10 protein-coding genes are annotated in these 15,877 nt (G+C 38.1%); 2 read left to right on the top strand and 8 right to left on the bottom strand.

Annotated elements, in window-relative coordinates; all coding sequences use genetic code 11:
- Positions 1 to 31: 31 nt before the first annotated feature.
- Together M899_RS12750 and murC are read right to left on the bottom strand one after the other, a co-directional pair.
- Positions 32 to 1,675, bottom strand: coding sequence for a hypothetical protein (locus M899_RS12750; RefSeq protein ID WP_021271811.1), 1,644 nt, complete (start codon positions 1,673 to 1,675; stop codon positions 32 to 34).
- Between the two features lie 49 nt (positions 1,676 to 1,724).
- Positions 1,725 to 3,164, bottom strand: a complete 1,440-nt coding sequence (gene murC / locus M899_RS12745; RefSeq protein ID WP_021271867.1) for a UDP-N-acetylmuramate--L-alanine ligase — start codon at positions 3,162 to 3,164, stop codon at positions 1,725 to 1,727.
- Positions 3,165 to 3,277: 113 nt separating this feature from the next.
- Between murC and lysA the strand changes: the two genes are divergently transcribed.
- Both lysA and M899_RS12735 read left to right on the top strand, forming a co-directional pair.
- Entirely contained in the window at positions 3,278 to 4,501 is a 1,224-nt protein-coding gene (gene lysA / locus M899_RS12740; protein ID WP_021271754.1) for a diaminopimelate decarboxylase, read from the top strand.
- A 93-nt stretch (positions 4,502 to 4,594) separates the two neighbouring features.
- Positions 4,595 to 6,811, top strand: a complete 2,217-nt coding sequence (locus tag M899_RS12735; RefSeq protein ID WP_021271795.1) for an NADP-dependent isocitrate dehydrogenase — start codon at positions 4,595 to 4,597, stop codon at positions 6,809 to 6,811.
- A gap of 42 nt (positions 6,812 to 6,853) precedes the next feature.
- Here the strand turns inward: M899_RS12735 and M899_RS12730 are convergent, their stop codons facing one another.
- The 6 genes from M899_RS12730 to M899_RS12700 all read right to left on the bottom strand — a co-directional run bounded on the left by M899_RS12730 (position 6,854) and on the right by M899_RS12700 (position 15,851).
- Entirely contained in the window at positions 6,854 to 7,573 is a 720-nt protein-coding gene (locus M899_RS12730) for a hypothetical protein (protein WP_034729210.1), read from the bottom strand.
- A gap of 152 nt (positions 7,574 to 7,725) precedes the next feature.
- Positions 7,726 to 8,733, bottom strand: a complete 1,008-nt coding sequence (locus tag M899_RS12725; protein ID WP_021271792.1) for an alpha/beta fold hydrolase — start codon at positions 8,731 to 8,733, stop codon at positions 7,726 to 7,728.
- Between the two features lie 365 nt (positions 8,734 to 9,098).
- Positions 9,099 to 9,998: a serine hydrolase gene (locus tag M899_RS12715; protein WP_021271842.1), complete on the bottom strand. Its 900-nt coding sequence runs from the start codon at positions 9,996 to 9,998 to the stop codon at positions 9,099 to 9,101.
- A gap of 14 nt (positions 9,999 to 10,012) precedes the next feature.
- Positions 10,013 to 12,670 (bottom strand): pyruvate, phosphate dikinase, encoded by a 2,658-nt coding sequence (gene ppdK / locus M899_RS12710; protein WP_021271807.1) that lies wholly within the window; start codon positions 12,668 to 12,670, stop codon positions 10,013 to 10,015.
- Positions 12,671 to 12,724: 54 nt separating this feature from the next.
- The gene (locus M899_RS12705) at positions 12,725 to 14,050 is read right to left on the bottom strand and encodes a glycine--tRNA ligase (RefSeq protein WP_021271841.1); all 1,326 of its coding nucleotides are present in this window, start codon (positions 14,048 to 14,050) and stop codon (positions 12,725 to 12,727) included.
- An 88-nt stretch (positions 14,051 to 14,138) separates the two neighbouring features.
- Entirely contained in the window at positions 14,139 to 15,851 is a 1,713-nt protein-coding gene (locus M899_RS12700) for an ABC transporter ATP-binding protein (protein WP_021271764.1), read from the bottom strand.
- Positions 15,852 to 15,877 lie beyond the last annotated feature (26 nt).

Raw genomic sequence — 15,877 nt, 5'->3', positions numbered from 1 at the left:
GCATGACTAAAAAAGAAATTCGTAACGAAATTTACTTTACGGCAATGGGCTTAAAGTAGCGAAAATAATGAGGATTTCTGTAATAATAAAACGTGTCTTCACTCTCAGATTTTACATAAACTTTATGACCGATTCGTATGACTAAATATGGCCTTCCATCTGTGCCTACAAAATCGTATAAATACTGATAGCGTCCAAGGCCCACCATACGTTTGATGGCCTTGTCATTTGTAATTCTCTGGCCAGGGGTTTCGTTAATTGGAGTGTAATCTTCCCAAAGATCATCCATATCAATTCTTCCAAGCATAGAAGCTCGTGAGAAATAACGAAGAGCTTGGAAAGAATACTTCGGAGCTCGAAGGGCATCGAGAATAATATTGAGATTATCGAATCTAAGCTTCTTCCCTCTTCTCGATAAATCAGGACAATAAATTCTTAAATTTCCTGAGATAAAAAAATATGTAAAAGAGAACTCTCCTTGTTTGAACATCGTATTTAACCAAGGATAAGATTTTGTCTTTAATTTTTCTTTTTCTAAGATATTAAATAAATCTGTTTCCGAAGTCATAATTGAATACTTCGGTAAGAAGCGTCTGTTAATTACAACCTGAGTAACATCTTTTCGTTCGGGAGCACCTACAGAGTCGATAGTTCCTACTTCATTAAAAAGAATTGTTTCAAGCGAGAAAAGTGCGCGATAAATTTCTTCTTGATCACTCCAAAAGTGATAAGTTTCTGCTTCTTTTTTTAGGACAAATTCTTGTAGAAGATAACGTGCCTTGGCCTTCTCACCAATAAGCTCAGATGCGTTGATTGTTTTGCCGTCGAGGACAACCTTGTCATCAACTAGCATTTTATAGAAATCTAATGATCGTTTTGTTCTTTCATGCCATTCGGTTAATCGCTCGAGCTTTTTCTTTTTACTTAAACGCAACTGATGCTCAATTCCCTCTAATACGGAATCGATATCATATCGAACATCTTCAGAAATAAAAACATCGGGTCCTGAAATTCGTTTTGTAATCGTACTAATTAAGGCCCTCAGATAAATATCATTTCTCGTATGATCTTTGTCTTGTGCACCGTCTTCTACGATTTTGCGATAGAGATAAATCTCATTCATCTTTTGACGACTAAGATCATCTTTGCCACTTTTATATTTATCGTATTCCATTCGAAGCTTAAAATGATCTACTGGATAATTGAATGAAAGTAAGTGGGGTGTTTTAGAAAAAAGATGGCGCAAGTTTTTCTTGTATGTATCGTAATCATTTTTAGCTTTAATGATTAACTTCTCTTTGGCCGCAACAGAAGTCAGATTTTTATACTCGTACTTCAAGTTCAAGAGCTTCGTTATATCAGATTGCAAACTCTTTATAAGATTTAACTCACCCTTGAAGCTTTTTACCTTTTTCAATTTTTCAATAAGAGTTAAAATATATTTCTCTTTATTTTCAATTTGAGAAATATTTTTTGAAACACTCTCTTTATCAAGGGTCCCGTCTAGGTTAAGAGGGATAAAGTGGCCATCACCTTTATAGTTATGGTCAAGTTTATTAAAGTGTTGCTCAACGCCTGGTTTGCAGTGAATTTTTGAAAATCTCTCATGAAGTGCAAGATAGCGATTAAGAATCGTTTTTTCTTTTCCATCAATTGGAAAAATTGGAGATGGCAATGCCATCCCCTGAGAACAGTGGAGAATTAGGCCTGAAATCAATAAATATTTAAGACTTTTGAATATCCTCAACGAAACTCGACTCCCACAGTCCAAGACATGTACCATTACTTAAAATTAATAAAACTTTATTCTCATCCACAAATTGTTCAAAGCAAGACATTAGCTCTGAAAGATCTTTTGCAAGAGCTCCCTTTTTGCCTTTTTCTTTCAGCTCATTCACAATTTTTGCACAATCCAAATCCCCCACTCCTTTAACTGAAGTCGGTCTCATTGGGCGAGTGAAAATCACGGTGTCTGCGGCCATTAAAGAATCGCGAAATTCATTTTGAAAGATAGCACTTCTTGCTGTTGCAGAATTTGGCTCCATAACAACAACAATTTCTTTGTTGGGATATTTCGTTTTAATTGAATCAATCGTTAACTCTACGGCCTTAGGGTGATGGGCAAAGTCATCAATAACTGGCGCACCCTTATAAAACCCACGAACTTCTTGTCTTCTTTTTACAAGGCTAAGATTTTTAATAGCATCTTGAATTTTTTCAACAGTATGGCCTTCATTAAGGGCATAAATAATTACGGAAGAAAGATTGAGAATATTGTGCTTTCCGATCAGATTTGTTTTAAATGAATAGTTCTTATCATTCAATGTGATTTCGAACTCACTTCCATCAGGAGACTCTTTTAGAATACGAGGTCCATTTCCATGATTAAGCCCATAATATTGAACATTAAGATTTAGTTCATGAACAAGCTCATCGATGGCCTTGTATGAATCATTGAAGATCATTTGACCTTTAAGTCCTCTTAGAGTCGCCTTGAATTGATCTTTAATATCTTCGATAGAATTAAAAATATCGGCGTGATCAAATTCTAGAGAAGTGAGGATCATATTTTTTAAAGCATAGAGACGAAATTTTGAAATTTTCTCAAAGTACGCACTATCATATTCATCCGATTCAATGAAAAAGTATTTTCCCTCTCCCAATTTTGAAGAAGGTCTATCGTTAATGACTCCGCCAATAAAATACCCCGGTCTTTGACCAAGGTTTTCAAAAACCTGAGTTGCAAGATAAGTCGTTGTCGTTTTACCGTGAGTTCCTGCTATTCCAATAACATTAATATCATCAAGAACAAGAGTTCCAAGGGCCTCTGGAAAAGAGGTAAATGGAACGCCTAAAGATTCAATTGCACGGGCCTGTTCAGATGAACCAGGTACAACATTTCCGACAACAATCAAATCGTAATTCTTAAGCAATTCATGATCAAAACTGTCAAGATTATAGAGAGGAATTTTTGTGGACTTCAAATAAGTACTCATCGGTGGGTAAAAGTTTGTATCTCCCCCCTCAACATCGTAGCCTTTTTCTTTGAGTAAACAGGCAGCGGCGCCCATTCCAGTTCCACAAACGCGATAGAAAAATATTTTTTTAAAAGAGTCTTTACCCTTTTTTAATTCAGCCGCACTAATTTTATTAGTTAAATCCATTTTTACTTCCTTAAGTGACTTCATATTATTCTATAGGCATTTTACTAAAGGAGCTAGCAACTTTTCTCAATGTTACTCTTTCACGAAATCCAAATCTCCTTCATAATGAATTCATGAAAAACAAAATGAAATCCCCACTTGAATATAAAAAAAACACACTCCACTTTGATGGCCAATCTCTCAATTTGATTGCACAGAAATGGCAAACACCTTTTTATCTCTACAGCAAAAAGACCATAGAGTTTTATTACAATGATTTTACTTTAAAGGCCCAAGAACAAGGTCTAGACGATATTTTGATTTGCTATGCTATCAAAGCTAATAACAACAAAGATGTCTTAAAATTGTTAAGGAAACTTGGTTCAGGTGCAGATGTCGTCTCTGGCGGAGAGCTTAAACTTGCTCTCAAGGCAGGCATTCACCCTTCTAAGATTGTTTTTTCAGGCGTTGGAAAAACTGATGAAGAAATTGAAATGGCCCTTAAATGCCATAAGAATGGAATCTTTTCATTTAATGTTGAATCCCTTGAAGAACTCGCAGATATCAATCGCATCGCGAAGAAGTTAAACAAAGTTGCAAGAGTGGCGTTTCGACTAAATCCACAAGTCCACGCAAAAACCCACCGCTACATTGCGACTGGAAATAAAACTCATAAGTTTGGAATTCTTGCCGAAGACATCTTGGCAGGATTGAAGTCAAAAAAATACTGGTCACATTCAAAACTTGTGGGCCTTAGTATCCACATCGGAAGTCAGCTCACAGAAATGAAGGCAACAAAAGAGGCCATTAAAGAACTCTCAGATCTTGCCTTGAAAATAAACAGGCCTCTAGAGTTTTTAGATTTAGGTGGAGGCCTTGGTATCGACTACACTGAAGAAGAACGAAAAGAGCTCACATCTACGGCCGAGTATATGAAGGCCATTCATGAGGCCTTAGACGCTTTTTATTACAAGAAAACTGATGAAAGACCAAAGATTGTCTTTGAGCCAGGAAGAATTCTCGTTGGTAAAATGGGAATTCTTATATCTAAAGTTATCCGCACAAAAGTCTCTGGCGGCAATCATTTCACCATCATTGATGCAGGTATGAACGATCTGATTAGACCGGCCCTCTATGAGGCCCACCATGATATTTATCCTGTCATGCGTAAAACTAAAGAGATTTCCACTGATATTGTGGGGCCAATATGTGAGAGCGCAGACTGCTTTGGTAGTGCGATGAAGCTTCCCCCAATGAAAAATGGGGATTTTGTAGTCATTGATAATGCAGGGGCCTATGGTCATACCATGTCATCGACTTACAATGAGCGCCAAAGGGTCAAAGAAGTCCTGTTGTAGCAAAAATTAACCATTCAACTATGGGGTGATTTAGTATATTCTAGGGGCGAATAGAACGACATATTTATATCCTTTAACCCCATAGGAAACACTATGACGAAATCAAAAATCATTTACACAAAAACTGATGAAGCGCCATTTTTGGCCACTCACTCACTTCTACCAATTATTAAGTCATTCGCTAAGAATGCTGGTATCGAAGTTGAACTAAGAGATATCTCTCTTGCGGGAAGAATTATTGCAAACTTCCCAGAAAATCTTTCTGATAACCAAAAAATTTCTGATGCTCTATCTGAACTTGGTGCTATCGCTAAAACTCCAGAGGCCAATATTATCAAGCTTCCAAATATCTCAGCTTCAGTTCCACAACTTAAAGCTGCTATCGCGGAACTTCAGGCCCACGGATACAATATCCCGAACTTCCCAGAAGACGCTAAAACAGATGCTGAAAAAGATGCAAAAGCAAGATATGCAAAAGTTCTAGGCTCTGCAGTTAACCCTGTTCTAAGAGAAGGAAACTCTGACAGACGTGTTGCTGATGCTGTTAAAGTTTTTGCAAAAAATAACCCACACTCTATGGGTGCATGGGAGAGCTCTTCTAAGTCACACGTTGCTCACATGGAAGCAAATGACTTCTACGGTTCTGAAAAATCGGCCGTAATGTCAAAAGCGACGGATGTAAAAATTGAATTTACTTCTAAGTCTGGTGATAAAAAAGTTCTTAAAGCTTCTACTCCACTTAAAGCGGGAGAAATTATCGACGCTTCAGTTATGAGTGCAAACTCACTAAGAACATTCATCGCTAAAGAAATTGAAAGTGCTAAAAAAGAAAATATTCTTTTCTCTGTTCACTTAAAAGCTACGATGATGAAAGTTTCTGATCCAATTATGTTCGGTCACTTTGTTACTGTTTACTTTAAAGATGTCTTTGAAAAATATGCTTCGACATTCGCTGAACTTGGCGTTGATGCAAACAACGGTCTGGGAGATGTTTACGCAAAGATTGCTAAACTTCCGGCCGCTCAAAAAGAAGAAATCGAAGCGGCGCTTAAGACTGCTATGAATAATGGTCCAGCTCTAGCAATGGTTGACTCAGATAAAGGAATCACTAACCTTCACGTTCCAAGTGACGTTATCATTGATGCTTCAATGCCAGCAATGATCAGATCATCTGGTAAGATGTGGGGAGCTGATGGAAAACTTCACGACACAAAAGCAATCATCCCTGACAGATGCTATGCAGGTGTTTACCAAGAGACTATCAACTTCTGTAAGAAGCACGGTGCTTTTGACCCAAGAACAATGGGAAGCGTTGCCAACGTTGGTCTAATGGCGCAAAAAGCTGAAGAATACGGTTCACACGATAAGACTTTCAAAATGGACGCGGACGGTGTGGTAACTGTAACTGATACAGATGGTAACGTTGTCTTCACACATAATGTTGAAGCTGGTGATATCTGGAGAATGTGTCAGACTAAAGACATCGCAGTTAAAGACTGGGTAAAACTAGGTGTTACAAGAGCTCGTCTAACAAATACTCCAGCAGTTTTCTGGCTAGACAGTAACAGAGCACATGACAACAACCTGATTGCTAAAGTTGAAGCTTATCTAAAAGAGCACGATACAAATGGTCTTGAAATTAAAATTCTTTCTCCAGTTGAAGCAACTAAGTTCTCACTAGAAAGAATTAAAGAAGGTAAAGACACTATTTCTGTAACTGGTAACGTTCTAAGAGATTATCTAACAGATCTATTTCCAATTCTTGAACTAGGAACTTCTGCAAAAATGCTTTCGATCGTTCCTCTACTTGATGGTGGTGGACTATTTGAAACTGGTGCCGGTGGTTCAGCTCCTAAGCACGTTCAACAATTCGTAGAAGAAAACTACCTAAGATGGGACTCTCTAGGAGAATTCCTTGCTCTTGCAGTTTCACTTGAAGACCTAGGTCAAAAAACAGGAAACAAGAAAGCACTTACACTTGCTAAGACTCTTGATACTGCAAACTCAAAAATCCTTCTAAACAATAAGTCACCTGCAAGAAAAGTTGGTGAACTTGATAATAGAGGATCACACTTCTTCCTAGCTCTATACTGGGCAGAAGCACTAGCTAATCAAAATGACGATGCTGAACTTAAGAAAACTTACGAGGGTATCTTCGCTAAGCTTTCTGAGAATGAAGCAAAAATCCTTGCAGAACTGAACGGTGCTCAAGGTGTGAAAGTAGATATCGGTGGTTACTACCACGCTGACGAAGCTAAAGTTACAAAGGCCATGAGACCTTCACAAACTTTCAACTCAATTATTGATTAATAATAAAGGCCACGCATTTTGCGTGGCCTTTTTTTTGTTAAACTATTTAAGATTATTTCTATAATACTCAATATAATTATCATCAACTTGACCGACAATATTCTTGACGGCAAAGGCCCCTTTATCAATTCTCTTTTTTATTTCAACGGCCAAGCTTTTTTCGTAACGTGAAATTTTACGTCCAATGACGTGATAGAGGTCCAGCTTTTCAACATTATCTTCAACAAAGACAAATTTATCTTTGTCTTTGGCAAAGATAATACTTGTTTGAGCAGCTATCAAAAAATCCCCTCTTCCTTTTTCTAGTAGAGTAAATCCATTAGGTATATCTATTGATTCAACGGCATTTTTATAACCAAATTTTGCCATATAGTAGTCAGCATAAATATTGCCTCGAGTTCTTATTATCTTTGCCTTCTTTATATCTACTGGATGAGAGTCTTTTCTTTTCCACAACCCATAAGGAAGTTGGCCGAACACAGGATCTCCTACGAAAATAAATTCATCCCCTTCAATAACTTTTGAAAGAATCGCAATTGAATCACAATCACCACTTCTAAAGTCTTTAATCATACGGGCCGAAGGTAAGGCCCTTACACTAACCTTAATTCCAATATCATTATAAATATCGCTTAGAATAAACCTTAATTTGGGGACGACTTCATCTACATCAGAGGCAATACACAATTTAGTAAATTCACTCGAGTTGGCCCCAAGGCCACTGAGAAGAAAGAACAATGTGAAAAAAAGTTTTGAAAGCATCGAAATATATTATCACACGAAATACATTTAACACCACGGAAGTTCCCATAAACATCAATAATTTCGGAGACTTTCAACTATATAGACTATTTACTTAAAAGAAAGTTTAAGAGCACTCTCCACCCATTTCTGGGTGGAGTTTTTAAAAAATATTATAACGATTTTAAAAGTGCTTTTTGGTAGCGATCGAAATCTTCAAACTGAGGCATATGTCCTAGACCATCAAGCTCAATCAACTTCGCATTTTTAAAGTTTTTCACAACTCTTTTGCCTAGATTTTGATATTGACCTAATTTATAGCTTTCGCCTTTTTTCATAAAACCTTTACCTGGTCCCGTACGGTCACGAGTTCCTAAAATCAGAACAGTAGGATTTTTAATAAATTTAAAATCATCTACGACAGGTTCAGAAAAAATCAAATCATAAGTTAGAGCATTATTCCAAGCAACAACTGGCCAGTCTTTGTGAAGCGTTTGACCAACTTGAAACTTAATAAGTTCCTCATACTCATCACTCCATTTTCCATCATAGTAGTTGGCCATTTGATATTTACGAATACCTTCTGCCGACTTCTTAAGCTCATTCTTATAGAAAAATTCTACGTCTTTATATTCTGTGTAGCGCAGATAATCTTCTAGACCAATTGGATTAACAAGAATGAGTTTTTTTACATAAGTTGGATAAATTTTATTAAATTTTGTGGCAAGCATCCCACCCATTGAGTGACCAATAATTGTCGCGTTCTCAATTTTTAAACTATCCATTAAGTTTTTAGTATTAAGAGCAAGCTGGGAAAAACTATATTGATAATTTTCTGGTTTAGACGATTTTCCAAATCCAATCTGATCTGGAATCAAAACATTGTAACCTTCTTTTAGAAGAAGTTGTGCCGTCTTCTCCCAATAAAAACCTGAGAAGTTCTTTCCATGTAAAAGCACGACTGTCTTTTTTGCACCTTCGTTTGTAAGGTACATATAGGCCATTTTAAGTTTTTGTTTTTGGCTATCAAATTCAAACAAATGCACATCATGTGGGTACTCATACCCATCTAATACAGCATTATATACTTGCGCCCCTTCTTTTTTGGCCGTAGGTGCAGCACAACTTGCTCCAAGAAGAGCGACGACAAAAGTTAAAGTTATTAACTTAATATTTTTCATATATCCTCCTAATAGCTAACAGGATAAATGAAAAGTGAAGCATTAAAAGTAAAGTTTATGTCAATTATGGTTGAGGCTTTTTAATTAAGCTTTTTAAGCTTCCCAAGGGCCTTCTATCATTGGGCCCAAGATAAAGAATAGAATCTATTGATAAGAAAATTTTACTTCCAAGTTTAGGCAACTTTTTATTCACAGATAAGGCCTGCGCCTCAATATGGCCCTCAATTAAACCACATTTAACGATCAAGGGTGCATGACACATACATTTTACTCTATCCACTAAGACGCACTCAACTTTCTCTTCATTTGAAAAAGAATATTGAGAAAAAAGAGTGAATAAAGGAATTAAAATAAATTTCAGCATTTTAATTAAATACCATCTGACCTAAGTTGCGACGAAGCTCATTCAAACGAGCACGGTCATACCAATACTTCTTCGTCTCATTTGTTAAAAGAACGTGGCCAAGCTTTTTCTCTCCATCAATCCAAAATGAAGTTCCTGTAAAGCCAAGATGACCGAAGGTAGAAAGAGATGCCCCTTTGCCTGCGAGCGTATTTTCGAGGTCTTTAACAGTGTCAAAACCACCGATAAAACGGCCACGCGAAAACTCTTCTTTCATCATGGTTGCAATCAGGTCGTGATTTTTATCTATGTTAATGAGAGTTTCACAAAGAGAGTTGATATTGGAAAAAAGTCCTGCGTGAGTGAGTTTTTCTTTTATGATAAAGGCATTGTCATCATTTACATCACCTTGAATGACTTTTCCTTGGCGCCATCCAGTGATGGGACAATCTGTCCAATCAGTGATGTCACTCCAGTGAATAAGGCCTTTTGACCATAGAGGAGAGACTTTTTCGTAAAGTGAAGTTCCCCATTTTTTTTCAAGCTCTAACATTGCTCTTAAAGCTGAATAATCTGAATAGACAGTTTGAGTATCCTCTATGATTTTGTAGTTTAGAATTTGCTCTTTCCAATCTTTTTTGGAAAGACGACCAAAGGCAGGAAGTCCCGCTCTGTGCTCAATTAAACTTAAAATTTTATGGTCGATGTCACTTCTAAATTTAGCGAAAGAAAATCCTAGAGTTAGGGCCTTCGTTAAACTAGCAAGATCAAAAAGACAAAGGCCAGAATCAACTTCATGGCCTTCGTGAATTTCAAATGTTTCAAATGTATGAGATTTAAAATCCAGAACTCCGAACGCTAGGCGATCGAAGTTCTGTTTATCGAAATTTTCAAGGCAAATGTTTCTTAACTTATTAATCATTGCCTCTCATTCCTTTACTTACGAAGGGCCGCTTGTGCAGCTGCAAGTCTTGCAATAGGTACGCGGTATGGTGAACAACTTACGTAATCAAGTCCAGCATGGTGACAGAACTCAACAGACTTAGGCTCTCCTCCGTGCTCTCCACAGATACCCATGTGCATATTTGGATTTACTTTCTTTCCTTCTGTTACGGCGTGCTTCACAAGAAAGCCAACACCATTTTGATCAAGAGAAACGAAAGGATCAACTCCTAAAATTCCACGACCAACATACTCTGGAAGAAACTTTCCAGCGTCATCACGAGAAAGACCAAAAGTTGTTTGAGTTAAATCGTTTGTACCAAATGAGAAGAACTCAGCGTGAGGAGCAATTTCACCAGCAGTGATTGCGGCACGAGGAAGCTCAATCATAGTACCAATTTTATACTTAATTATTTTTTTCTTCTCAGCAAATACTGCTTTGATTACGTTCTCAGCTTCACCACGAAGAGTTGAAAGCTCTTTATCTACGGCCACAAGTGGAATCATAATTTCAGGATATACTTCTACACCTGCTTCTGAACACTCCACCGCCGCTTCCATAATGGCGCGAACTTGCATATTGTAAATTTCAGGGAAAGTTACACCAAGACGACAACCTCTGTGTCCAAGCATTGGGTTGAACTCATGAAGTTTTTCACCACGATCTTCTACTTCGCGAATATCAATTCCAAGATATTCTGCAAGCTCAGCTTTCTCATCTTGAGAATGAGGAAGGAACTCGTGAAGAGGTGGATCAAGAAGTCTGATATTAACAGGCTTGCCTTTCATTTCTTTAAAGATTCCTAGGAAATCTTTTTTCTGGAATGGAAGAAGTTTAGCAAGCGCCTTTTCTCTATTTGCTTTATTTTCAGCAAAGATCATCTCACGAACAGCAAGTACTCTCTCTGCTTCAAAGAACATGTGCTCTGTACGACAAAGACCAATCCCCTCTGCACCAAATTTATTAGCAACAGCAGAATCTTCTGGGTTGTCCGCATTAGTTCTTACACCAAGCTTTCTAAATTCATCGGCCCATTTCATAAAGTTTGAAAACTCGGCCGTGATTTCAGCATCAATTGTTGGCACAAGACCTTCAATAACTTCACCAGTAGCACCATCAATTGTTAGGTAATCACCTTCATTGAAAGTCATACCTTTTACTTTCATCGTTTTAGTTTTGTAATCGATGACTAGATCATTACAACCAGCTACACATGGCTTTCCCATCCCTCTAGCAACAACGGCCGCGTGAGAAGTCATCCCTCCACGAGCAGTTAGAATACCTTTTGACATGTGCATTCCGCCGATATCCTCAGGTGATGTCTCTTGTCTAACAAGAAGAACCTTCTTACCAGACTCGGCCCAAGTTACCGCTTGATCTGCAGTGAAAGCGATCATACCAGCACCCGCACCAGGAGATGCAGGAAGACCTTTAGTTAGAACATTCTTCTTCGCTTTTGGATCAAGTCCTGGGTGAAGAAGTTGGTTAAGCATTTCTGGATCGATTCTAAGAATCGCTTCTTCTTTAGACAGAAGTCCTTCAGAAACAAGATCTGAAGCGATCTTAATTGCGGCCTTAGCTGTTCTTTTACCATTTCTTGTTTGAAGAATATAAAGAACATTTTTTTCAATCGTAAACTCGATATCCTGCATGTCTTTATAGTGAGACTCAAGAATTTTATAAACACGAGTAAGCTCAGCAAATGTTTCAGGCATCACTTCTTCAAGTGTTCTCAAACTTTGGTTGGCATCGTTTTTAGAATCATTGTTGATTGGTTGTGGTGTTCTTATACCGGCAACCACGTCTTCCCCTTGAGCATTGATAAGATACTCTCCGAAAAAGCGCTTATCTCCAGTAGAAGGGTCACGAGTAAAACATACACCTGTAGCACAATCATCACCCATATTTCCAAAGACCATGGCCTGAACGTTTACAGCTGTTCCCCAGTTGTGATCAATTCCGTTGATATCGCGGTATTTGAAAGCTCTTGGGTTACTCCACGATCTAAATACTGCAGCAACTGCTTGCCACAATTGTTCCATTGGATCAGTTGGAAATGACTTCCCACTTTCTTCAAGAATAATTCTCTTATAAACACTAACAAGCTCTTTCCAATCTTCGGCCGTTAGGTGTGTATCTTCGTGAACTCCTCTAGCATCTTTTAGATCCTCAAGAGTCGCTTCAAGAAGTGAGTGGTTAAATCCCATAACAACGTTAGCATACATTTGAATAAATCTTCTGTATGAATCCCAAGAGAATCTAGCGTCACCAGTAAGCTTCGCCATTCCTTCAACCGTTGAATCGTTCATCCCAAGATTTAGAACTGTGTCCATCATCCCTGGCATTGAAACTCTTGCTCCTGATCTAACAGAGAAAAGAAGTGGATTAGAAGCATCGCCAAATTTTTTTCCAGTGGCAGCCTCAACTTCTTTTAAAGCTTGGAGAACTTCTTTTTTAATATCTTCTGAAATCGTTGAATTGTTATTTTGATAATTGATACATGCTTCAGTAGTTACAGTGAAACCTGGAGGAACATTGAGGCCAAGAGAAGACATCTCTGCGAGGTTGGCACCCTTACCACCAAGAAGGTTTTTCATTGAACGATCACCTTCAGTTTTGTTTTTACTGAATAAATAAACCCATTTTGTCATTTTTACCTCTGCTTGAGCTCATAAAAAAGGAGGCAACCGTGCCTCCTTCAATCATTACATTTTTAGTTTATTGTCTAGATATTCTTGTACCCTATCAAGAGATACTCTTTCCTGGGCCATTGTATCTCTATCCCTAATCGTAACAGCGTTATCTTCAAGGGAATCGAAATCAAATGTGATACAGAACGGAGTACCAATTTCATCTTGTCTTCTATAACGTTTACCAATTGAACCCGATACATCGTATTCAGCTGGATATTTCTTTTGAAGTTCTTCAAAAAGTTTTCTTGCAGGAACTTCAACCGGCTCTTTCTTAACAAGAGGAAGAACGGCAACTTTAACTGGTGCAAGTCTTGGGTGAAATTTCATTACCACACGCTCAGCCTCTCCTTGTCCTTCATTCTCAACTCTATAGGCATCTGAAAGAACTGCAAGAAGACATCTGTCACATCCAACAGAAGTTTCAAGTACGTATGGAAGATATTTTTTATTGCCATCTTCAGCATCAAGATACTTAAGATTTTTCTTAGAAAATTCTTCGTGGCGCTTAAGATCGAAGTCAGTTCTTGAGTGGATACCTTCCATCTCACCCCAACCCATTGCATACTTGTACTCAATATCAAAAGCAGCATCTGCATAGTGAGCAAGGTCATTTCCTAAGTGCTCATGCCATCTTAAATGCTCTGGACGAATACCGTTACTTACGTGCCAGTTCCAACGAATTTCTTTCCACATCTCCATTGCATCTTTTTGAGTACCTGGCTTGATGAAGTATTGCATTTCCATTTGTTCGAATTCACGAGTTCTAAAAATAAAGTTACCTGGAGTAATTTCATTTCTAAAAGCTTTACCAATTTGAGAAATACCAAATGGCAGTTTCTTTCTCATTGTTTGTTGAACGTTCAAGAAGTTTACGAAAATCCCTTGAGCTGTTTCTGGTCTTAGATAAACTTGTGCAGAAGAATCTTCTACAGGACCCATTTGTGTTTTAAACATTAAGTTGAAATCTCTTGGCTCAGTAAATGTGCCAGAGCTACCACATACAGGACAAGCTTTTGCTAGATCAATTTTATCTGCACGAAAGCGTGACTTACACTGCTTACAATCAACCATAGGATCGTTGAAGCCTTCAACGTGACCAGAGGCCATCCAAACAGTTGGGTGCATAAAGATAGAAGCATCAACACCAACAACGTCATCTCTTAACGTCATGGCCTTCCACCAAGAATTTTTAATATTTTGTTTTAGTTCGATACCAAGGGGACCGTAATCCCAACATGAAGCGAGACCACCATAAATCTCAGAACTTTGAAAAATGAATCCTCTTCTTTTACAAAGACTCACTAAATCTTGCATGTCTTTTAGGTTTGTTTCTGACACAATGCACCCCTTAACTAATTCATAGGCATAATACGGCATAAGTGTATCAAAACACCTTCTAGTTGATAAGCTTTAAAATGAAGAGAATTTACTTCTGACTCAACTCGTAAAGTTTAGAGTATTCGCCGCCTTTGGCCATAAGGGCCTCATGGTTTCCTTCCTCGACAACTTCCCCTTCTCTCATCACATAAATACGGTCAAAGTGGGCAATTGTACTTAGACGGTGGGCCACTGCAATAACAGTTTTATCCCCAGCAATACTCTCAAGCGCCTTTTGAACAACCTTCTCCGACTCGTTATCAAGGGCCGATGTGGCCTCATCAAAGAGTAGGATATCTGTATTTTGCAGGAAGGCCCTTGCAATTGTAATTCGCTGCTGCTGCCCGCCAGAAAGTCTGGCCCCGCGGTCACCGACAACAGTTTGCTCTCTACCTGGAAGTTTATCGACAAATTCATCAGCGTACGAAACTTTTAGGGCCCTTAAGATCTGCTCATCAGAGAAATCTTTAGCAAGCATTAAGTTATGTTTGATCGTATCGTGAAAGAGGAAAATATCCTGACTCACTAAACCGAAGAGGTCGCGTAGTGAGCGCAGCTTAATATCTTTTATTGGCGTACCATCAATAAGAATTTCACCTCTATCAACATCATATAGTCTCAATAAAAGATTAATCAGTGTCGATTTTCCAGAACCGGAAAGTCCCACAAGGGCAACTTTCTCTCCCTTTTTAATTGAAAGGTTTAAATTTCTAATGACATCACTTTCGCCATAGGCAAATGAAAGATTTTTAACTTCGATAGCATTTTCAAATGAAGTGACTTCTTTTACGCCTTCATCTTTTTCTTCTTCCAGTTTTAAAACTTCAAAGATGCGATCAGAAGCGGCCTTTGCCTGTGACAACTTTACATTGGCCTGAGAAAATTTTCTGATTGGGTCCATGAATAGTGCAAGGGCCGCCACAAAAGAAACAAAGTCCCCTACAGTTGTTGCTCCAGTGCTTACACGATAGTGAGCAAATAAAATCGTTGCCGCAAATGCAAGAGTCCCCACAAGCTCAACAAGAGGGTGCGCAAGCTCTTCAACAAGAGAAGTTTTCATTTGAGCATTAAAGAAATGGTCTTGGGCCTTTACAAATCTTGTTGTAATAAAATTTTGTAGATTAAACGCCTTCGTTAATTTATGAGCAGAAAGTCCTTCTGCAATGGCGTGAGTCAACTCAGAATGTTCATGTTGAACAATTCCTTGATTCTTCTTAACTTTTTTTCCACTGATATCAAAAATAAGAACTAAGAAAGGTGCAATTAAAAAAATCACAAGAGTTAATTGCCAATCACTATAAAAGGCCATTCCCAAGAATGCAGCGGCCTTTAATGGCTCACGCACTAAATCGACAATTGATTTAAAACCAAGGGAGAAAACCTGAGTATCGTTAACGATGCTTGAAATCAAATTCCCTTGTTTACTCTTTGCAAAGTATGCCGTTGGAAGATGTTGCATCTTTCTAAAAATATCTTCACGAATTGAACAAGTCGCGCGATCAACAATGTAGCGAATCCAGTAAAAGTGAAAAAAACGAGCTGGAAAGTGAATAAGACCAATTAATAACAGGGCCCCTGCTAGATAAACGACTTCTTCCCAATTAGCATTAGGACTGAGACCGTGGTCAAATATGGGCTTTACAAGCCTAATTTGCAACGCACCTGCTCCGGCGATAACAAACGATAAAAGAATCGTGCCGATAACTTTAGATTTATGAGGAATTATATATGGAAATAATTGGTTTCTAAGTAATTTAATCATGCCCTAGTTTAGCTTGAACGATAGCG

This window comes from Bacteriovorax sp. BSW11_IV (assembly GCF_000447755.1).
Classification (GTDB): Bacteria; Bdellovibrionota; Bacteriovoracia; order Bacteriovoracales; family Bacteriovoracaceae; genus BSW11-IV.
This window is presented reverse-complemented; position numbering and strand designations above follow the sequence as displayed.